Below are 23,289 nucleotides of genomic sequence, written 5' to 3'. Positions count from 1 at the left end.
GCGCGCCCGACCCCTGCGATCAGAACCGAATTGTCGCTTACAGGACAGTTGCGGTGGTGAGGTCGTACCCAACACGCATGTTTTTCGGGTTCTTGTTGGTTTTGTCAGCGTGGTTCAGGTCGGCTTCGATCTTGGCGAAGCTGATGGAGATGGATTCCATCGGCGCACCGCCAGAAGACGCGCTGATGCTGTAAGAAGAGATGATGGCATCTTCCAGTTTGTAAACAGCGTACTTCTCTACCGCATTAGCACCGGTCTGAACTACGTGGAATTCAGTAACCACACCTTCGTCACCGGAAACAGATGCCTTGAACAGGCCACCGGAAGCGGCGTCGATGCGCTTGGTTACGGTGATTTCGCTGATGCTGGGGCGGGTGGCTTCACGGTTTGCCATGGCGCCGGCTTCCATGCTGATGCCGCGACCAACACCGAAGTTGAAGCTATCGACTTCAATCCAGTCTTCGTAGCCCTTGGCAGTAACGTTACCTTTGGGAGAGTTGCTGTTGAAGTTCATGTAAATGGCCATTGGATAATCCCTCAAATATTTGGACGATGGCTTTCAAGTTTCATCCCTGATTACCGCGAGTGCAGTATCACGGGTACCGCCTGATTGGCGAGCGGGAAGGATTTAACCAAACCATTTTGCAAAAAAAAAGCACTGATTTTGATTATTAAATTGACTCTGGCACCATTTTTACGGGCTGTATTAAAAGAATCAACGAGCGCTGCATATCAGAAGGATATTGAGTCTGGCACCATTTAAGTATCGCCCGAAAAAGGTGGGTTTTTCTCCATAATTTGAAGTAGTCGATAGAAACCCGTTAATTCGACTCTGACACTTTTTTGCAGGAAATAAAATTGCCGAAATTGGTACGTTCGTTCTGGTTAGGGGTGGCTGTTCCAGCTTTCCAGAAGATGTAAGAAGATGTAATAAAATTTAAGCGTTATTTAATTGTTGCTGATATGGGCGTTCGCTATACTTCGCGGCTTGTGAAGTCCAACCGGCGCGTATTTGGTTAATTGGTACGATTGTGCAGGTTGCTGAGCGGTCGAACCAAAGCAGCGCAGGATTTGCTGTAATTTCTCACCAGGGAGACGGTAGTGAATGACAAGACACGCATAGTCAAGAAGGCTGGCGAATCATTGTCTGCATGCGGCGATGGGGATGTGACGGTATTTGTCGGGCACGAGAATACCGGTGTGAACGATCACCCACCCGTTGCCTCGAATCCGGGCCTGATACCCAGCGCCGCCACGGAATTTACCGCTGACGCGACAGTGATCCAGCCGGAAAGGCGCGCACACGCGGAGTACGGGGAAGGCTTTTCCGGCAATCCCGAGCCGATGCAGTTCGCGCCGTCTACCTCCGAGACGGGCGCGGTCACCAAAACGATCATCAAGGGCCGCTTCGAGCTGGATAAGCTGCTCGGTGTCGGTGGCATGGGTGCGGTATACAAGGCCCTGGACCGCCGCAAGCTCGAAGCCAGCGACAGCGACCCCTATGTGGCGATCAAGCTTCTGAACGAAGATTTCCAGAAGCACCCGGACGCCTTCATCTCCCTCCAGCGCGAGGCCCGCAAGTCCCAGACCCTGGCGCACCCGAATATCGTAACGGTGTACGACTTCGACCGCGAAGCCGACCGGGTGTTCATGACCATGGAGTTCCTGGAAGGGGCGCCACTGGACAAGCTTCTGCGCGAAAATGCAGGTGTCGGGCTCGAATATGAAAAGGCCTGCGCTATTCTGCGGGATATATCCCAGGCGTTGATCTACGCGCACTCGCACCGTATCGTTCACTCCGATTTCAAGCCCGGCAACATCTTTGTTACCCAGAAAAAGGGCGCCAAGGTTATCGACTTTGGTATCGCGCGCGCGGTTACCGAAGGCGGGCTGGCCAGCCAGGCCGGTGAGAAAACCCTGTTTGATGCCAGCACCCTGGGCGCGCTGACCCCCGCGTATGCCAGCCTGGAGATGCTCAAAGGCGGCGAGCCACAACCCAGCGATGATGTATACGCACTGGGTTGTGTGGCCTATGAACTCTTCAGTGGCCGTCACCCATTCGATAAGCAGCCGGCGGATAAGGCACAGAGTCAAAAGCTCAGACCAAAACGCATCCGATCACTGAGCCGTCGTCAGTGGAGAGCGCTGGAATCGGCGCTGGCATTCAATCGCGATGAGCGTACCGCCACCGTTGAGCAGTTCACGCAGAAATTCTTTGGCAGCAACCGCTGGAAGTGGACTTTCGGCGGGCTCTTTGTAGCGCTGGTGGCGGTGGGTATCACAGCCTATACCCATCAGGAGCAGGAAAACGTCGCGGAACAGCAGCGTGTTAAGCAGGAGTTGGAGCAAAAGCTTGAGCGCGAACTGCTGCTAAGCCGCATCACCGACAAGCGCAAGGCAATCGACCGCCTGGTGGAGCTCAGTGTTCTCACTCCGGCCTGGGAGAAAGACCTCCGGGCGGAACTGCAGGAATACGTCATCCTGAACCCCGAGGACAGCAGCTATCCCGAAAACATCCGGCGCCATGTCTACGAGCTGTTTGTATCCGCCGCTACCGGTCAGCTAAATCTCGGTAACCTCGATCAGGCGGACGATATGCTGACGCGGGGTACCGAATGGCACGATGAAACCGGCGAGGCGGAAGCCATCAAATCGCAGGTGGCGATAGAGCGCGAGGCGTTGCGTCAACGCCTCGAGGCTGAGCGTATTGCCGCTGAACGTGAGGCAGAGCGGTTGCGTCAGCAGGAGCTTGCCGAGCAGCGGCGTCAGGCCGCACTGGAAGAGCAGCGCAAAATTGATGCGGTACTCGACGACCTGGAAATGACACTGCGCTGTGATTACCAGATGCCGCTCTCCGCCATCCCCAGCCAGTTGGATCGACTTGCGGCGGTCGATCAAAGCAAGGCGCAAAAGATCCGCCCCGTTATCGCAGATGAATTGACCAGCTGTCTCACCCGCCTGGCCGACTCCAGCCCCTTACGTACCGAGCCGCTGCTACAGCAGGCGCGCACGGTCCTGCCTGAGCAACAACCATTACAAAACTTCAAGCTGGATTTCTGTGGGCACCTGCAGCCGGGCAGCGGCGGTCGCGGTGATCGTTACACCTGTGCCGACCGCCTGGCCGACGGCGGCTGGAGCCCGCCCATGGTGGTTGTTCGTGGTGATACCCACAAAGCGCTGGTGGTGGGCAAATACGAAGTCAGTAACGCAGAATTCAAGCAGTTCTGTAATGCCACCGGTCGTTGTGAAGGTCTTGAACTGGGCGATGACAGTATTCCAGTAAACAGTATTCCGGTTTCCCATGCCGAGGAATACCTCGAATGGCTGAGTGCGCAAACCGGTTACGACTACCGTCTGCCAAGCGAACGGGAATGGTTTGCTGCAGCCAGTGCCAATGGGCGCGTCGCGGTGCAGGACAGGAACTGCTATCTGAAATTTGGCGGTATCGAAAAAGGTGCCGAGCTGGTTGCGGCTCGGGCAGGTTCGGCCAATGGCTTCGGCCTGGTCAATGCTGTGGGCAATGTACAGGAGTGGGTAATTGACGCCGATGGCAGGTTGATGGCCGCAGGCGGTAGCCGCGAAGACGCCATGAGCCGCTGTCTCGCTACCACCAAGCGTTTCCACAGTGGCGATGCCGATTCACTCACGGGCTTCCGCATCGCGCGAACGCTGGACTGATCGCCAGGTACACAAAGAACAATATCAAATACTGATAACCAGACAGTTAACCCCGCACTGGCCTCACTAGACCGGGGAGCGGGGTTTAAAGGGATTTGTAGGGGGAGTTATGTTTACGCCAATCAAGAACCGTCTGGCGGTTGCCGGCGCCGGTTTGATGTTGTTATCGACCAGCGCTATTGCCGTTGATGACGAGTCCAGTTTTCGCAGTCGTGTGCGCTCTGCGTTTGAGCAGGACGTTCCCACCATCAACGATTCCGATCTCACCAGTGAATTCGAGCAGCGTACCCGGCGTGAAGACCCGAACCTGGATACCGATATTCCTGTGGTGTCACAGCGTGGGCAGGGGCCGCGGATCACGGTCAAAGCGTTTCGTTTCCATCGCCTGAAGGAATACCCGGAATTCGGTATCACCCGGGAGGCGGTAGAGAGCCGCGCCGAGGCGCTGCGGATCAAATTCATGAAGGATGACCAGCGCCTCGCCAGCGGCTATACCGCCGAAGAACTCGAGGAGCTGGCGTTACTGCTCGACGGTATGGGCGTGCGCTACGACACCGAAGATATGGGGCCGGCGCACCTGCGCAAGTTGAGTGAAACCATCGACCAGCAAAATGCCAAACGTGGTATCAGCTATGGCGATCTGGAAGAGATCGCCGCGGAACTCACCCGTTTTTATCGCAAGCAGGGGCTTTTTCTCGCCCAGGTACAGATCCCCGCACAGGAAGTAGAAAACGGCATCGTCACCCTCTCCGTTCAGGAGGGATTGCTCGGTCAGATTGTTGCCGAAGATAACCAGAATTACAGCCAGAAGCAGCTGGCGCAGCCGTTTGAGCGCAAGCTCGGCGAGCTGGTCAATCACCGGGATATTGAAGAAGGGCTCTACCTGCTCAACGATCTCCCCGCGCTGAATGTGACCGGTTACTTCAGCCCGGGTGAAAACCCCGGTGAAACCAAGCTGAACCTGAAGGTGCGCGACGAAAGCAGTTGGCATATGACGTCCCGCCTTGACAACCACGGCTCCCTTTACACCGGCGACCAGCGTGCCTTCACTTCTTTCAACTGGCTCAACCCGCTGGGCATTGGCGATGCGTTGACCATCAGCTATCTGAAGTCCAGCAACATTGAGGCCGACGAATCAGACTTCGGCTCGGACTTGGGGCAGTTCCGCTACAGCCTGCCGTTGTTTGGGCCACGCACACGCCTGGAGTTTTCTGCCGACTACAACGAGTTCAACCTGTACAACAAAGATGACCCCGGTGACATCGTCAACCTGCTGCAAATCAACGGCGTCAATGAAAGTTATGCGGTCAGTGTCGACCATAAATTCCGTCGCTCGCGCGACCTGAATATCTCCGGCTCTTTCAGCCTGACCGACAAAAAATCTGAACTGGAAGCGAGAATTCCACTGCCGAATCCGGGCGATCACGTTTACGGTAGCGAGATCGGTTTCTACATCGATGGCCTCTCCAGTAGCGGCGTGTCCATGCTGAACGTGCTCAATACCAAGTTCCAGTATGGCGAATTTCAAAATGCGGTGGACCCGGCTCGCGGTGACGATTTCTGGAAGTTTGCTGCCGACTCCAGCTCCCTGTTCTTCCTGCCCTTGCCCGGCATCGAAGCACAGTCCCGCCTGATCGTGAAAAGCCGTTGGCAATACAGTAAAACCAGCCTGCCCGGTTTTGAGCAATTCAGCCTCGGTGGTGCCAATGGTGTGCGCGCTTTCGGTGTGCGCGACTTCTCCGGCGACCAGGCCGGCATGTTGTCTACCGAATGGTACCTGCCCCTGCCCGATACCCGCGTGTTTGGCAATCGCCTCAACGACCTGATACAGGTGGCACTGATCGCTGATGCCGGCTACGGCACAGTGGTCAACTACGAGCAGAGCGGTGAGAAAGATGGAGAAACCATCCAGAATGACTGGGCGGCACTCTCCGGCGCCGGCTTCCTGTTCAAATTCAGTTGGGCAGACGCGTTCAGCAGTGAAGTTTCCGTTGCCTGGCCGACCATGTCCAAGTCCTCGATTGAGGGCACCGGTGACGACGCGGACAACCCCGCCGTGTACGCCGGGTTTACCTACTTCTTCTAAAAAATTACCGCTTCCGATCTGAGGAATACCGATGTCAATAAAACCGCTCAGCAGATTCGCCGCATTGTTCCTTGTGTTATTGCTGGCCGCCTGTAGTGGCGGGGGTAGCTCTTCCGGTGGTTCCGATACGCCGCAACCGGAGCCGCAGCCACAGCCCGAACCAGAGCCGGAGCCCGAACCGCCCACAGCGCCAACTTTGAGTTGGGAGCCGCGGCGGACCAAAACCTTCCACTTCAACTGGGAGGCAGTAGATAACGTGGATGAGTACACGTTGCTGGAAAATGTGGATGGTAAATCCGGTTACGAGTCGGTTGCCATCATTGAAGGCGATGCGTCGGAACACGATATGTCTGTATTCCTGCCGGAGAAAATCAATGCAAGTTATATGCTCGAGGCGTGTAATGAGTACGGTTGTGTTGAGTCGGAATCGATCGCGGTGAGTGGGAGTCTTGCCGAGGCGGTGGGGTATTTCAAAGCGTCCAATGCGGAAGGTGGTGTGCAGGGCGATAATAGTCAGCCCGGAGATCAGTTCGGGTACGCCGTCGCTCTATCTGCTGATGGGGCTACTATGGCAGTTGGCGCGCGTTATGAATTCGGTTCGTCAACTGGCGTAAATGGTGACGAGAGCGATAACGGTGCGAATTTCGCTGGAGCAGTATATGTCTTTCGAAAATCAGAACGTCACTGGGCGCAGGAAGCATATTTGAAGGCATCGAATACTGATCTGGGTGATCGCTTTGGATACAGCGTAGCTTTGTCTACAGACGGTAGTGTGCTGGCAGTTAGTGCTCCCTGGGAAGATAGTGACGCCCAAGATGTCGATGGTGATCAGTACGCCGATGGAGAGTCTTCAAGTGATCCCGGGTACGATTCTGGAGCAGTGTATGTATATACTCGCGAGAGTGAATCATGGTCTCAGCAGGCCTATATAAAATCATCGAATTCCGGGAAATCCGATAATTTTGGTGTATCTGTTTCTCTATCGGGCGAGGGCACCATTTTGGCGGTAGGCGCGAGTGGCGAAGCCAGTTCTGCGACGGGTATTGATGCAGATCAGAGCAACGACGATCAATATGGTTCTGGTGCAGTTTATATCTTTGAAAATATTGTAGGAAACTGGGATCAGAGATCATATATCAAGGCATCGAATACCATGCGGGGGAGTCGGTTTGGGGAGTTCTTAGCACTATCACATGACGGAAAGACTCTGGCGGTAGGCGCACCGCATGAGCGGAACCTTTCGGGGGGGGGAATTAATGGTGATCAATATGGCGACTTGGATGCTGTAGTCTTTGGTGGATGGGGGGTTGGCGCTGTGTATGTCTTTGCTCACAATGATGCAGCCTGGAAGCAGGAAGCCTACATAAAAGCTCCTTACCCGGATAGCAATGATGGGTTTGGGGCGAGCCTTGATCTTGCCGCGGATGGCGACACCTTGGTTGTAGGTTTCCCGGGCGACGATAGCGGATTTTACGGAGAAGAGGATTCCGAAGATAACAGCTTGGAGAATTCCGGTTCTGTCTATGTATATGGACGGCTTGATGGTGCTTGGAGACAAAGTGCTTATCTAGCAGCGTCAAATCCCGATGAGTTTGACTTTTTTGGCGGTGCTGTTTCAATTTCCAATGATGGAACGCTACTAGCTGTATCTGCTTTTGGAGAAAGTTCATCCGCAACTGGTATTGGCGGCGATCAACATGAAGATGATATTCATAACGCTGGCGCAGCGTACCTGTTTAAAAAGCGCCAGGAAGCGTGGTTTCAGGCTTCCTATATAAAATCTTCCAATCCTTCGGAAGGACAACGATTTGGCGCGCGTGGAGCAGTGCTAGCAGCTGATGGAAAGACAGTTGCCATCTCTACGATTGAAGAAACCAGTACTTCTACTGGTATCAATGGTAACCAGCATGCGTCTCCAGCTAAAAACGTCGGTGCTGTTTACCTCTATTAAGTACCCAGTTTGCCTGTTAGCAATGATCGCTGCCGGGCAGAGAAGCTAATCAGTTACTGACCTTATTCATTCACGCAACGTGTTATCGCTCGGAAAGCAGCCATCAGGTGCTCTATGGAACAGAATATGATGACCCGCAAACTCAAAAAACTGTCTTCTGCGATCAAGGTATGGCATCTGGCCTGTGCGGGTGCGATGGTCGGGCAGGTGATAAGCCCGGCGGCATTGGCAGGCCCCAAGGGCGGGGTGGTAACCGGTGGTGATGGGGATATCTCCATCAATGACCTGGCCACCATTGTGGATCAGAAAACTGACCTGCTTTCCATCGACTGGGATTCCTTCAATCTCAGCGAGGAGGAGCTGGTTAAATTCCTGCAGCCGAACTCCTCTTCGGTAGTGCTAAACCGGATTCTGGATCAGAGCCCCAGTGAGATCCGCGGCAGTATCCAGGCCAATGGTCATGTCATTCTAGCCAATCCCCGCGGCGTACTGTTTACCGAAACCGCCACCGTAAATGTGGGTTCGATTACCGCCGCCGGTCTGGATATGGACCCGGCAGATTTTCACAACGGTGACTTTTCCTTTACCTCGAAACCCGGCAGCGCCGGTGTAGTGGTTAACCGCGGTGTTATCAATGCCGCCAGTGCAGTACTGGTGGGCCGCCAGGTCACCAATGCACCCGGTTCCCTGATCAGCGCCGAACTGGTCAGCCTCACCGCCGCAGACGAGGCACTACTCACCTTCGATGCCGACGGACTGATCGGCGTACAGGTCACCAAGGCGGTGATGGAAAACCAGATGGGCGTGGACAGCGCGGTAATCAATCAGGGAGCCATCGAAGGCACTCAGGTTTTGATGGAAGCCAGCGTATCCGGTGACCTGTTTACCGCGGCGGTCAACAACGAAGGCGTGGTGCGCGCGCAGGGCATTGATACCAGCGGTGGCAGCATCCGCTTAACGGCCTCCGGCGGTAGCGTCACAAACACAGGCACCCTGGACGCTTCCGGCAGTACCGGTGGCAACGTCGTGCTGGAAGGAGATAGCACCAGTCACAGCGGTGCGATTACCGTACAAGCCAACGCCGGTGTCGGCGGTGAGGTAAAACTGCTCGGGGATACCGTGCAGGTCAGTGGTGAAATCAATGCCCGTGGCAGCGCCGGCGGTGGTGAAGTGCTGATTGGCGGCGGCTATCAGGGTAAAGATAGTGCAGTCCGCAATGCCGATAGCACGACGGTAACCGCTGAAGCCATCGTAGATGCCAGTGGTACAGGCAGCGGCGACGGTGGCACCGTGGTGGTGTGGGCTGATGGCGATACCGACTTTGCCGGTAGTATCTATGCGGAAAGTGGCGAACTGGGCGGCAACGGTGGTCTGGTGGAGACCTCGGGTAAACAGACTCTTAGGCTGGATAATGATGCGCTGTCTGTCTCCACGCGTGCGCACGGTGAAGGGAGCGGGGGAACCTGGCTGCTCGATCCGATCTGGTTGGAAATTGCCGGGGATTGTACAGGTCTAGAAAACTGCATGGAGGCAGCAACGCTTAAAAAGGAATTGGATGAAGGTAATACTGTAAGCATCGTTGCAGGCTCCGGTAACATCAACAGCGACACCGATGCCATCACCGTTTCTGGCGATCTGAGTTGGTTGAATGGAACTCTGGAGCTGATTGCCGACGGCAATATCCAGATTGAAGCCGGTATCAGCCTCACCGCAGCGTTGAATGATCTGGTCATCGATACCACCGGCGCAGACTTGGATGACCCTGAGAACCCCGGCGATCTCTTCCTTGGCGACGGTGCGAGTATCACCGTGGGCGACCTGACCGCCAACCTCGCCGGGAGTCTTACCAATGACGGCACTATCACTACAAACGACTTCTCGCTCACGTTAGGCGCCGGACAGATTGACCCTGTCGATACAACCAACACTTTGGGTGACCTGACGGTTAACGGCAGTGGACAGATTGTCGGCAGTGAAGCGACCGATAGCTTTATCCTGCAGGGCACAAACGATCTGGTTATCGATGGCGATAATCAGGTCACTTTGAACGGCAACATCGAGTTTTCGGCCGTAGACAGTATTGACCTGGGTGAAGCTGAAGATGGCGATACCGTCTCGGGTCGGGAGGCTGAAAGTTGGTTGGTAACTTCCAGTGGTGTAGAAGCTGCTGGTATTAACTTCATTTCTGCGGTGGAGTTCTCGGCTTCGGGCTCTTCATTGCAGCTAAGTTCTGATCTTGTCGGTTCCGACCCTGAGTATAAAGCCATACTCCTCGCAAGAAGAGAGACAGAAGACGAGGAGCTCGGAACACCATATGTCGGCTATGCGGGTTATAAATTCTCGGGCCTGCAGACTGCTGGACAGGTCGTGGATGGCAATGGAGATCAAGTTGTATCCGAACTGGAGTTAAACGCCAGCGGCTGGGATGAGGAAGTATCACTTACTGACACTGACAACAGTCTGAGTGCAGCAGGTGTAAATTTTTCCAATATTAAAAAAGCTACTGCTTCTAAATTAGTGGACTTTGAGCCTGAAACAGGAGAGGACGGCACCAATACAGTTTTCACGATCCAGGCAGACAACAAAGTTTCTGCGAACAGCATCGTTTTCTCAGGGCTTAATACTATTGATGCTGGTACTGGCCAGGATAGTGTTTACGGTATAGATGCGAACCCGGATGAGGGGATCAACGGACAAAACTGGAAGGTGACGTCCGACGGGATCGAAGCCAGTGGAATACTTCTGCAGTCCGCCGAGAATTTCTTCGCTGCGGGTTCCTCGCTGCAAATGGATTCAGACGTTGTCGACGATGGGCATAACGAAATCACACTCGCAAGAAGAGGCCCGGCAGGTGAGGAGCTAAATGGCACCGCGTATATCGACTATGCAGGTTATGAGTTCGAGGGCCTGCAGGCTGTTGGGCAGGTTCTGGATGGGGCTGGAAATGAGATCTCCACGAGCCTGACTTTAAATGCCGGCGGCTGGGACAAGGCCGTAAGTCTCACTGAGACAGCCAACACCCTGAGCTCTGAAGGGATCTCCTTCTCCAATATCTCAACGGCCATCGCGAATACCGTAAACACGAATTACGTAGATTCCTCTACCGGAAATACCCGCTCTGACAAATTGTCCATAACCGGCGCGGATACCTTTTCCCTGCTTGATGATTCCGATCAAGCCGAAATCAGCTTTAGCAGCGTCACCAGTATTACGGCAGACAGCGCCGATCAGCTTGTATTCAGTGATAAAGTCAGCCTGGACCAACAGGTTCTGGCGCTTACGTCGAACGATAAGCAAGTGACTTATCAAGATTCTCTGACAGTATCCGGAATCACCGATGTCACCGTAGCCAAACTGGAGGACTTTGAACCTGGAGCGGGCGAGGACGGCACCAATACAGTTTTCACGATCCAGGCAGACAACAAAGTTTCTGCGAACAGTATAGTGTTCTCAGGACTGAAGACTATTGATGCTGGAAGCGGTGATGACACGGTAGAGGCTGCCGAGGATATCGCAGAAGGGGCCACCTGGAATCTGTCAGATACGGTGAACAATGCGTCCGTTGAGCATTCAGGCTCGGTGAACCTGGCGTTCGAAAATATCGAGACGGTTAAAACGGTTGGTGCGATCGTCGATGGCACGCAGAACGGAATTTCTGAGAACTACCGGCTGGATGGAAGTGGCTTGAGCGCTCAGGGAATACTCTTTACCTCGGCCAGTGAGGTTAACTCCAGTCAGGAAGAGGTGGGTGCAGATACTATCTCAACTTCCTATGGCACGTTTAATCTTCGTACGAGCGCAGATGAGACCGAAGTTACTGCGGGTGGTGTCAGCATAGCCGGCATTGATTTTTCGGGAATCGATGAGGTCAATGCGGACAGCGGGGCAACAGTCGTCGGAACGAGTCAGGCAGATACTTTTACGATAATCACCCGGGATGGCGGGGGAGCGGAAAACACGGGTGTTCAGGCTTCGAGCATAGATTTTTATAATATCAGTAATGTTGAAGGTGGTGCTGAAGATTCCATCGTCACCGATATTCTGACCATCAATAATGGTGCGAAAAATGATGACTCAAAGGGAAAGCCAAACAAGTTTTCCGGTATCAGTTTTTCAAAAGATATTGCCAAGGTATCTGCGACCACGATTCAAGTTCTGGATTCGAATGATGCGACCTGGTCATTCAATGATGATGGCAATATTTTATATTCATTCGATGATAGTCTGAGTCCACTAGAATTTTTCGGTGTTGAAAAAATTGAGGCGGGATCTGGCTCGGATAACGTGGAGGGAGTCAGCGGCGAAAATTGGACCATTTTTGATGCAAATTCCGCTAATCATAACGCTATTGATTTTTACAATATCGAACAGGTGACTGCAGATGCTGCAGGCTTCCTCTCTGATCAGTACAAGATAACCTCCACCGAAATTGATGGCGCAGTCCAGTATGGTGTGTCCTCCTATGGCATTGAACTTCTAGGTAGCAATACATTTGATGCTGTTGATCCGGGTACTGCCTATGCGTCACTGGATGGCAGCGCCCTGTCCAAGGCAGTAATACTCGGAGGCAACGATCACGAAATTATAGTTGAGGGAGAAAACTGGTCATTCTCAAATGTTGGCAGTGTCACCGCACCAATATTGGAGACAAACGCCAACGGCCTGCAATTTACCGTAGGTGAGAACACGAATGATCTTACGATAAGTACATCCAGTATATCTTTTTCCGGACTCTCCGAAGTCCACACGGGTGATACCGTAAATAACCAGCTGTTTACCCGGTCGAATGTCGAGGTATCCGGAGCCGATGGTAGCCTGAAGAGCAATGACATCAGCTTCACAGGCATTGATAGTGTTGCCGGAGTTACAGAAGACGGATCTACCGTCACTTATGACATTATTGGCTCAGAAAGTGCCGAAACCTTTGCGATCGTGGGTGACAATCAAGTCAACTGGCTTGTTGGTGATAGCGAGACGGTCAGTTTTGCAGATGTAACCGGCATCGATGCCGGTGAGGCCTCAGCAAGCGAGGATCCAGGGAACCCCGCCATTGATAAAGTATTCGCAATCGGCACCGTGACCCTGACGGGCAATGATCATGAAGCCAACAGCGACAGCGGTATCTTCCTCTCCAATATCGATAAGATCAGCGGTGGAAACCTGGTTTCATCCGGGAATGGTGATACCTATACGATAGCTAGTGACAACGAAGTATCCGCCAACAAGATCTTGTTCAGCGCACCGGAGAAAATCACCGGAGCAAGCATCAATGATGAAGTTATTGTGACCGTCAGTGATGTCGTTTGGGGCTTTGATGATAATGGCAACGTAACGTTTGGTGACTGGGTCTTTGATAATATCCTCCATTTCGCAGCAGATGGCTCCACGCTCAATGGACCTGCTGGCCTGCAAGAATTTTCACTTGATTTTGACAATGACGAGCTTGTAGTTGATGTCGTAAGGAGTGGCCTGAGTGATGTCGCGTTTAAAGGCCTGGTGGCTGTTAATGGTAACGGAGCCGGAAGTGTAACCGGGGTAAGCGATGCCGCTTGGTTACTGGGTTCAAGTGCCGGAGAAGTGATAAGCAGCGGCATTACATTTACCGGAATTTCAAGTTTTAACGCGGTAGGTGGCGCTCTTACCGGTAGTGATGCGGCAGAAAATTTTGAAGTATTCAGGAGCGCTGAGGCGACTGATGAGCAATGGGATGTGCGTGTTGGAGACCTTACGTTCAAAGGCCTGACGTCGGTATCTGGTAACAGTGCCAGTAGCGAAAGTACTCAAATAGATACTGTATCTCTGGATGTTCTGGCGGAAGCCAAGCTCACCGGAATCGACGGTGAAGCCGATATCCACGGTATTCAATTCAAAGAAATTGAAGAAATTACCAACGCCACTGTCACGGCGTCGGCTGGCAGTGACAGATTCACCATCCTGGGTAACCAGCGCGTCGAAGCCAACGCCATTGATTTTGAAGGCATCTCGATCATCGACTCGTTGGGCGAGGGCGATCATGTTGCTGGTGGCGTGCAGTGGGAGCTCGTCGGGACGGACAGAAAGGCCAAAAACAGTGGCATCACGTTTACCGGACTGACGTCCGTGAGTGCCGATGGACAGACGCTTGTGGGGACCAGTGACCCGGACACATACACCTTGTCGACCGTCTCCGAGAGTGGCCGTACAGTAACGCAGCTGAATACGGCCGGGATTGACTTTACGGGGCTGTCAAAGGTCGAGTCTGACGCTTCCGATAGTGGCGGGGATGAGATTATAGCCAGCGGTTATGGCGACTATCTGACTTTGATCGGCGAACTAAATGCGCTTGAAGTCGAAAAGCGGGAGGGTGGAAATTTAATATTTTCCGGAATCAGTGATGTTGAGTCTGAATTCCTCAAGGGCACGAATGGTAACGATAGATTCATTGTAACACTGAACGCTGATGGCGAACCGATCACCTCCATTTATAGGATTAATTTTTCTAGTCTTGAGCAAGTTAACGCTAGAAACGGGCTCGGGGATACCGTCGTTGCCGAGGGCGCTGATGCCTCTATTGTGTTTGGTGGTGCGAGTATTCACGGAATCGACTTTACATGGGTTTGGTCGGTTGATGGCGTTGAGTCAGTCTTCGCAACTGGTGAATCCGATACTTTTGAGGTGCTCGGTTCTGGAAGGGTAAGTGTTACCAATAAGCTCGTAGATGGGCTTGTTTTCAATTCATTCGGTTCAGTAGATGCACTGGGCGGTGATGATACTGTCATTGGACTCAGTGGTGAGGACTGGACTCTCCTTGGATTCGAGAATGCAGAAAACAATGGAATTTCTTTCGAGGATGTAGAGCTCCTAATTGCAGACGACGGTGCTCTAGTTGGGTTGGACGTTACGGATACCGAGTCGGGTAACGATAATTTTGAACTGACGGGCGATGGTCATATCAAAACCCTGGGCATGGATGTCTCCGGAATGACCCGGGTGGATGCGCGTGGTGGCGTCAATAGTCTGGATGCTTCCTCTTTCACTGGAGCCTTCTTCCTTACCGGCACTGCTGGAGAAGTATCCACAGATATCGACTACTTGGTAGAAGTTGATGGCGAGTCGGTCACGCAAACCCGGGAGGGGGTCGTGTTCTCCGGTATCGATACGGCCGATCTGGTTACGCTCAACACGACGTCTGCCTCCGAGAGCCTGTCACTTAATGCGGATGGCGCTCTTCTGGTAGGAACGTCGGGTATCAGCTTCACAGGCCTCAGCTCGGTGATTGACCAGGGTGGAAGTGACACGCTGACTAGCAGCCTTAACAACAACTGGGTACTTGCTGATGACGGCAGCCTGGATGTCACACACGGCAATATTACCTTTGCCGGGATTGAGGTGTTCTCCGGTGGCAATGGTGTCCTGAATGGTGGCAGTGCCGCCAATAACTACGTGGCAAGCGGCCAGAAGATTACGGTCGATAACGAGGCCCGTACGTTCAACGACGTAGTTACCGTAAATGCCGGCGGTGGGGCAGATGACCTGGTGACCGGGAATGCGGTTACGCTCACCGATGCGTTGGGCGGTTTCAAGACCGATAAAGTTCAGTTCAGTGGACTGAAATCGCTACAGGTCGGTGATCTGACAGGCTCCAGTAGCAGCGACACTTTCGAGATGCTGAATGACAGCCAACTCAGTATCTACGGCCTTACCATTTCCGGTCTGGATACGGTAAGCGCCATTGGCGGTAGCACGGTGAAAAGCCCAAATAGTGAGGCGTACACGCTGCTGAAAACAGGCGGCGTTCATCATTTCGGTATCGATTTCACCGGCGTTACGCAGTTTGACAGTAGCGGTGCAGTACTCACCGCGACCGATGCCAGTGAAACCTTTACCTATTCCACTGGCGTAAAAGTGAATGGGATGACCTTTAATGGTCTTTCCTCGGTAGATGGCAACGGCGGCACCGACACGCTTGCTGCCGAAGGTTACAGTGGCGACCTGGTATTGACCGGCACATCCGGCGAGCTGACGAACCAGGACAGCAGCCTTACCTTTACTGATTTCACCAATGTTCAGGCCACCAGCCTGCGCGGCAGCACCGCGGCGGATGTCTTCAAAGCCAAGAGTGACGTAGATCTGGAGCAGGTTTCTGTCCGTGGCCTGACCTTCACCGGCCTTACGACGGTTGACGGTGGCGACGGTGAAGACACGGTCAACGCCGTTGGTGATGATATGGCGCTCGAGGGTCATGAAAGCGTTACCGTATTCGACAGCATCACTTTCACGGATATCGAGAATGCCAGCGGTGGTGGCTTTGATCTTGCTGGAACCAGCGATTCGGATATCTTCACCGTGACTTCCAGCGGTGGCGTGAAGGTCAGCGGTATCAATATTGAGAGCTTTGGGGAAATTGATGGCGGCGGTGGCAAAGACAAGGTCATCGGCGCAGACGGGGCTGACTGGCAGCTGCTGAGTGTAAATTCAGCCAGCAACAACAATGTAAATTTTATCAATGTTGAAGAGCTGCAGGCAGTCAACGCAAATCTGCTCGGTATCGACGACGCGACCATCAGTGACTTCTTCTTCCTGGACAGCGATGGCAGTATCCGTATGCAGGTTGGTGCCGCTAATTGGGAACAGAGCGATGTGTCGGAAATGCTGATCACTGGTATGGGGCAGGTGATTGCCGGCGCAGGCACCAGCGATCTGAATGCGAGTGTGTATGGTGCCGCGCTGGCCTTGAATGGCTCCTCCGGGGAACTGAAAGCGGGAGACTCGCTGCTGTTTAAGGGTATCGACTCCGCGACGCTCAGTTCGTTGACTCTGTCCGATGGCGTTGATGAGTTAAAGGTCTCTGGTAGTCAGCAGTTGCGTGTTGCCGATATCGATTTCAGTGGTCTGAGCACTGTGATCGATAGCGGTGCCAGTGACACGGTCACCAGCACCGTAGGCAGTGACTGGGTCATGGCCGACGATGGCAGCTTCGACGTTTCCCATGCCAATATTACATTCGCGGGTGTAGAAACATTCTCCGGTGGCAGTGGTGTCCTGAATGGTGGCAGTGCCACCAATAACTATGTGGCAAGCGGCCGGAAAATCACGGTCGACAACGAGACCCGTACCTTCAACGGCGTGGGTACCGTTAATGCCGGTGGCGACGATCACCTGACTACCGCGGATACCATTACCCTCATGGAAACCGAGGGCCACTTTACCAATGGAAGCGTCGACTTTAACGGCTTCGGTTCCCTGGCTGCGGATGCTCTGGTTGCAACTTCTGCCAGCGAAGAATTTGGGCTGAGTAACGGTACTGTATCCATTCACAAGCTGGTGGTGTCCGGCTTGTCCTCTCTGGATACGGGAGGCGGCACCGATACCATTACCGGTGAAGCCGGGGCCGATTACCTGCTTGCGGCGAATGGTGATGTTACGCATGGCAATATTGTTTTCTCCAACTCGGAGATATTTGTCGGCGACGGTGCTGCGCTTACTGCCAGTGATGCGGATGATGTATTTACCCTGACCGCGGCCGATGCTCTGACGCTGCAAGCAACGGGGCAACAGTTCAGCGGGCTGATCAGTGCCGATACAGCCGGAGGTGCAGACCGCATTGTATTCTCTGAAAACTTTGCTGATTCAGAGCGTGCCGCCACCATAACCGGCAATAACGCCGTAAGTGCGGGGAATATTCAATTCAGCAATATTGAGTCCCTGCGCAATACTGGTGCGCTCACCGCAACCGAAGGCAGCGATGTTTTCAGTGTTGTTGGCAACGGAATACTCGATAGCAGTTTCGGTATCCGCTTTGAAGGTGTCGCATCTGTTTCCGCGGAGGCGGGCAGCGATACCGTAAATGGATTGGCATCTGAAAGCTGGCAGCTGCGGGAGGGCGAGAAGTCGGTTTTCCACGCGGGGATGGAGTTTACCGGCCTGGACATCGCTAATGGCGGTAGTGGTGAACTGTTGGGCTCTGGCGCCAATGAGCAGTATGCGGTGACGGGTAACAATCAATTGACAGCGAGCGGAATCCAGTTTGACACCGTGCACGAGGTAAATGCCGGAGCGGACAGCGTCAACGAAGTCATTTCCCTGGGTGGTGAAACCTGGGCCCTGGGCGCAGATCGCGCCGCGTCGGCAAACGATTCCGGTATCGACTTCGTCAATATTGATTCGGTTGTCGGCAGTGATCTGCATGTAGATGCAGCTACGAATAATCGCAGTGAGCATTTTGTCCTGGCAGGCAATGTGCTCGGCGTACGTGGAATTGATTTCTCATCTGTAAGCAGTGTTGATGCCGGAACCGACGAAGGCGATAGCCTGACGGCAAACGATGTTGCCGAGTGGCAGCTCGATGGCACCAACGGTGCAGTCTCCAGCGCAGAGGTAAGTTTCAGCGGCATGGATCAGATTGCCAGCCAAAATGCGCAACTGCGAGGTACTGGTAACGTTGACAGCTTTGCGCTGGACGGAGAGCAGGCGCTGACAACCTACGGCATGGCATTTACCGGTATCACTGACGTGGTCTCTGGCGCGGGCCGGGATACATTGCGGGCAACAGAGGGAGCCGATCAGTTCTCTCTCGCGGCCAGTGGCGATATCAGTGTTGCCGGTATCCGCTTTGGCGGGCTCGAAAGTGTGGATGCCGCCGGTGGCAGCGATACCGTCGATGCCGAGGGCGCGGGCTGGACGTCTGTTGCCGATGGCGATGTGTACGCTGATGGCAGTGCGCTGGCCACCGTCGAAAGTATCGAAGTCCTGTTCGAAAACCTGGAGCAGGTGAACGGCACGGGCGCTTATACCGGTCTGGATATTGATAGCGAGTATCTCTTCGACAGCCTGAATACCATGACCGTTGGCGGAATCAGTTTTGCCGGGGTGAATTCGCTGGTTGCCGGCAGCGGGTCGGATATTTTCCGGGCTGCGGATATGGATACCGCGTGGGAGTTGAATAATACCGGTGGCCTGGTAACGGCAGGCGATGCTTCTCTGCAGTTCAGTGGTTTTGAATCGCTGTTCGCTGGGAACGGGGCGGATCAGTTTGAGCTGAACGGCGGTGCGTTAGCCGAGCTCGATACCGGTGGCGGTAACGATACTGTGCGCATGGCGGGAAGCCAATTGGGAGCGCTTTCCCTGGGAGAGGGCGATGATTACCTGCAAGTGGATGTCGCCAGTAATCAGGAGCTGTCACTGTCCGGTGGTGGTGGTAACGACCGCTTCCAGTTCAATGTCGCCGGTGCAACCTGGCAGATGGGCCGCACAGAAAGCCGTGTCGGTAATCTCCGGTTCTCAGGGTTTGAGTGGCTGGATAACAACACCGGTAACCTGACACTGGAAACCGGCCTGGATTTCAGCTTCGTCAACGGCGACGAAGCGTCGGCAGACTTCAATCGCAATGGCGCAGGCATCCTGTTCGCGGACAGTGGCGTGCGCCTGGGTTACGACGGCGGTGGTGACCTCAATATCATCAGTTCTACCACTGGCACCATCGGCGGCCACCTGCAGGCGGACCGCGCCGAGCTGGTAGTGTCTGGGGATGTGGATATCACATCCGACGTTCACACCCTGGCAATCGACACTGCCGGCGGAAATATCGATATCGCTGTAGTGGCAGATAAGGACCTTGTCATTGACGAGATTGATGCGGGCCGCGGTAGCGTGATCCTGAACAGTGCCAATTTCGGCAGTCTTACTGCAGAAACCTATGGTGATACCCACATTACTGCCGGCAACGTCCAGATCGGTTCTGACCTGCAGCGCTGGAGTGTCGTCGGTAGTGCGGTCAATCCATTGCGCATGAACGTGACGCAGACTGCAGAGCTCGTTGCCCTGAGTTACTTCCAGCCGGACTTTATCGGCCAGATGCCTGATTTCACCAGTCGCGGGGACGAGTTGCAGTCCGTGGCCGGTGCCCAGACATCCCAGGGCCTGAGTTCGGCGATGCAGAATGTGGTGGATGATTTCGCCCAGGTGGATCCGGGTATCTTCACCGCAGTGAACCCCTACAGTGCCGGTGTGGAAGTGGTGAACAACCAGGAAATGGCTTTGACCAATGGCGAGCTGCAACCGGTTGGCCCGCCGTCTGAAGACGATGAAGAGGAGGAGCGTGGAAGACTGCGCGAGCCGGTACCACCGCTCGATGCGGTGCGCGGCGGCGCCGGCCAATAAGGCCGGGCGCGTGTTGGTGGGGCTGGATTTGATTCATAAATAGTTTCGTTTGATCTGAAACCAATTGGCCTGGCCAGGGGCTGGACTTCTCTGTTTGTTTGTGTGGAAATGACGCGCTCTGCGATTTCGTAGTTTTTTTACAAAAAAACAGAAGAGGGTGAAACCCAGTGGATCAAGATCAGAATGCTCCTCTTAGGGAAGATGTTCGCCTGCTCGGCGAAGAGCTTGGCGCGGTATTGCGTGAACAGGCGGGCGAGCAGCTTTTCGATACGGTTGAAACCATTCGCCAGGCGGCGGTAGAAAGCCGCAGTCACGGAGAAATGCAGGGCGGTCGGCTGCGCGAACTGCTCGACCCCCTGGATGATCCCACCCTGCTGGAGGTGGCGCGCGCGTTCAGCCAGTTTCTGAACCTGGCCAATCTCGCCGAGCAGCGCCATCGCGAGCGCCTGCGTCGCCACCACCAGCGCTTCCCCGGAGACCCGGATACGGACCGCGGTCTGCGCCAGGTGCTGGCGGAGCTGAAAAAAGCCAATGTCAGCCAGGACAAGGTGCGCGAAGTACTGCAAGACCTGTCCGTGGAGCTGGTGCTCACCGCGCACCCCACCGAGGTCACCCGCCGCACCCTGATTCGCAAGTACGACCAGATGGCGGACCTGCTGGCCGAGCTGGATCGCCCGGATCTCAATGACGAAGAGGCGGAAAACCTGCGCCGTCATCTGCGCGAACAGATCCTGTCCGCCTGGAGCACCGATGAGATTCGCCGCGAGCGTCCCACCCCGGTGGATGAGGCCAAATGGGGCTTTGCCACCATCGAGCAGTCCCTGTGGCACGCGGTGCCCCAGGGGATGCGCGAAATCGAATCAGAATTGAAGCTGGCCGGCCTGCCAGACTTGCCCAGCGACTGGGTACCGATCCGCTTCGCCTCCTGGATGGGCGGTGACCGCGACGGCAACCCCAATGTGACCCATAAGGTGACCCGCCAGGTGCTGACCCTGGCGCGCTGGATGGCGGCTGACCTCTATCTGCGGGATGTGGAAAACCTGCTCGCCGATCTTTCCATGCACCGCGCCAGCGACGAACTGCTGGCACGCACCGGCCCCAGTACCGAACCCTATCGCCTGCTGTTACGCGCGGTGCGCGATCGCCTGCGCAATACCCGCGCATTGATGGAGGCCCGGGTCAACGGTAGCGCGGAGCCGGAAGGCGATATCTACAGCAGCGGCAGCGAGCTTTACGAAGAACTCAGTCTGATCGACCGCTCACTGCGTGAAGTGGGCCTGGCGGCGATTGCCGAAGGGCAGCTCAAGGACACCCTGCGCCGTCTCAACTGTTTCGGTATTACCCTGCTGCGCCTGGATATCCGTCAGGAGTCTACCCGTCACGCGGATGCCGTAGATGCCATTACCCGCTATCTGGACCTGGGCAGCTACGCGGACTGGGGCGAAAAGGTCAAACAGAAGTTCCTGCTGGCCGAGCTGGAAAGTCGCCGTCCGCTGGTGGACAAAGCATTTTTTGACAGCGAGTTTTGCACGCCGGAAGTGCGCGAAGTGCTGGAAACCTGTCGCGTGATTGCGGAGCAGGGGCCCGAAGGGCTGGGCGCCTACGTGATTTCCATGGCGCGCACCTCTTCCGATGTGCTGGCGGTGATGTTGCTGCAGAAGATCGCCGGGGTCAGCGAGCCCATGCGCGTGGTGCCGCTGTTCGAGACCCTGGACGATCTCGACAATGCCTTCGACACCATGAGTGCGCTGCTGGAGATTCCCTTCTACCGCGAGCGCGTGCGGGAAGGACAGGAAGTGATGATTGGCTATTCCGACTCCGCCAAAGATGCGGGTTTCCTGGGGGCCGCCTGGGCCCAGTTCCGTGCGCAGGAGTCGCTCACCGGAATTTTCCGCGAGCACAATATTCCACTGACCCTGTTTCATGGCCGCGGCGGCTCCATCTCCCGTGGTGGTTCCCCCACGCGGATGTCGCTGTTGTCGCAGCCCCCGGGCTCTGTCGCCGGCCGTATTCGCGTGACCGAGCAGGGCGAGATGATCCGCTTCAAATACGGGCGTCCATCGGTGGCAGCCTACAATCTGGAGCAGTATGTGGCCGCCACGCTCGAGGCCACACTGCTGCCACCGGCAGAGCCGCGTCCGGAGTGGCGCGCGCAGATGGATCAGCTGACCGACGTTTCGGTGCGCGCATACCGCGAGGTGGTACAGGATGATCCGGCGCTGGTGTCCTACCTGCGTACGGTGACCCCGGAGACCGAGCTGAGTCGCCTGGCGCTGGGCAGTCGCCCGGCGAGGCGCAAGCCTGGCGGCGGGGTGGAAACCCTACGGGCGATTCCATGGGTATTTGCCTGGACCCAGATGCGACTGATGCTGCCGGCTTGGCTGGGCACCGGTGCGGCGCTGGAGAATGGGTTGGCACATGCGCCGGATACACTGCGGGCCATGAGTGACCAGTGGCCGTTCTTCCAGACGGTGGTGGATATGCTGGAGATGGTGCTGGCGAAGTCCGATCCCCGCGTGGCTTCCTGGTATGAGGAGCGGCTGACGGACGATCCGGAACTGCAGCGTCTCGGCAAGGAGTTACGCAGCCGTCTCTCCCGCACGGTGGATGCGCTCGGTCAGTTGACGGGCCGCGAGAGTCTGCTGGATAACAATCCGGTGATGCGCTGGTCGATTCGTGTGCGCGATCCTTACACCGATCCATTGCACCTGTTGCAGGCGGAGTTGATGGACCGGTTGCGTCACCGCGAGGAAGATCCGGAGCTGGAAAGTGCGTTGATGGTGACCATCGCGGGTATTGCGGCGGGGATGCGCAATACTGGCTAGATTCGCTGCGTGCGCTAAAAGGCACATAGTGGCGGCGGCGCACCGGGTGCGGGTTTTCAGGACCGCTGTGAACCCATCCCTGGGCGCTGCGGCGCAAACGTCCCTGTTTGCGACGCTCCTGAAAACCCGCACCCGGCACACTGCCTTTGCTTCGGCGTTGTCACCTCGCTAGCTGGAAAGTCGCAGCAGTCGGGTAACTGGCTTTGTTTCAGCACAACGAAAAAAGGCCGACCCTTTCGAGTCGGCCTTTTTTGCGGATATGGTGCCCAGGAGAAGACTTGAACTTCCACGACCGTAAGGCCACTAGCACCTGAAGCTAGCGCGTCTACCAATTCCGCCACCTGGGCAAATCAACGTCTTTTAGCACTTGCTTTCGGGCGTGTGCTCCGTTGAGGACGCGAACTATAGGGATTTGCCCCGGGGGTGTCAACGGATTTTTTAAAAATAATTTAGGCGCCAAGTAATTCTGGGTGCGACAATGCCCTGGGAGTCACAGAGTCCCGGCCGCCGGGAGCAGGTTTCCAGCAAATGACCATTTGCTGGAATGGGTCGGGATCTCGGCTCAAATCGCTTATACTGCGGGCAATGTGCAACGTATCGGGTGGCCCGCG

Annotated in this window: 6 protein-coding genes and 1 tRNA gene; 5 read left to right on the top strand and 2 right to left on the bottom strand. The window is 55.1% G+C overall.

The window, feature by feature from the left end:
- Positions 1-37: 37 nt before the first annotated feature.
- Positions 38-526 carry an Hcp family type VI secretion system effector gene (locus LPW13_RS14435; RefSeq protein ID WP_230436436.1) on the bottom strand — a complete coding sequence of 163 codons (489 nt, stop codon included), beginning with the start codon at positions 524-526 and terminating at the stop codon, positions 38-40.
- A 575-nt stretch (positions 527-1,101) separates the two neighbouring features.
- Here LPW13_RS14435 and LPW13_RS14430 point away from each other — a divergent pair.
- The 5 genes from LPW13_RS14430 (at position 1,102) to ppc (ending at position 22,678) form a co-directional block, all read left to right on the top strand.
- On the top strand, positions 1,102-3,678 hold the full coding sequence (locus LPW13_RS14430; RefSeq protein WP_230436435.1) for a protein kinase domain-containing protein: 2,577 nt from the start codon (positions 1,102-1,104) through the stop codon (positions 3,676-3,678).
- A gap of 109 nt (positions 3,679-3,787) precedes the next feature.
- Positions 3,788-5,764: a ShlB/FhaC/HecB family hemolysin secretion/activation protein gene (locus tag LPW13_RS14425; protein ID WP_230436433.1), complete on the top strand. Its 1,977-nt coding sequence runs from the start codon at positions 3,788-3,790 to the stop codon at positions 5,762-5,764.
- Between the two features lie 256 nt (positions 5,765-6,020).
- A complete protein-coding gene (locus tag LPW13_RS14420; protein WP_230436431.1) occupies positions 6,021-7,715 on the top strand; it encodes an FG-GAP repeat protein in 1,695 nt (564 codons plus the stop codon).
- 126 nt (positions 7,716-7,841) lie between these two features.
- Positions 7,842-19,853: a two-partner secretion domain-containing protein gene (locus LPW13_RS14415; protein ID WP_230436429.1), complete on the top strand. Its 12,012-nt coding sequence runs from the start codon at positions 7,842-7,844 to the stop codon at positions 19,851-19,853.
- A 167-nt stretch (positions 19,854-20,020) separates the two neighbouring features.
- Entirely contained in the window at positions 20,021-22,678 is a 2,658-nt protein-coding gene (gene ppc, locus LPW13_RS14410) for a phosphoenolpyruvate carboxylase (protein WP_230436427.1), read from the top strand.
- A gap of 260 nt (positions 22,679-22,938) precedes the next feature.
- On the opposite strand, the gene LPW13_RS14405 is transcribed toward ppc, so the two are convergent.
- Positions 22,939-23,025 (bottom strand) — tRNA-Leu (locus tag LPW13_RS14405).
- Positions 23,026-23,289 lie beyond the last annotated feature (264 nt).

Origin of the sequence: Microbulbifer celer (assembly GCF_020991125.1) — a bacterium.
Lineage (GTDB): Bacteria > Pseudomonadota > Gammaproteobacteria > Pseudomonadales > Cellvibrionaceae > Microbulbifer > Microbulbifer celer.
This window is presented reverse-complemented; position numbering and strand designations above follow the sequence as displayed.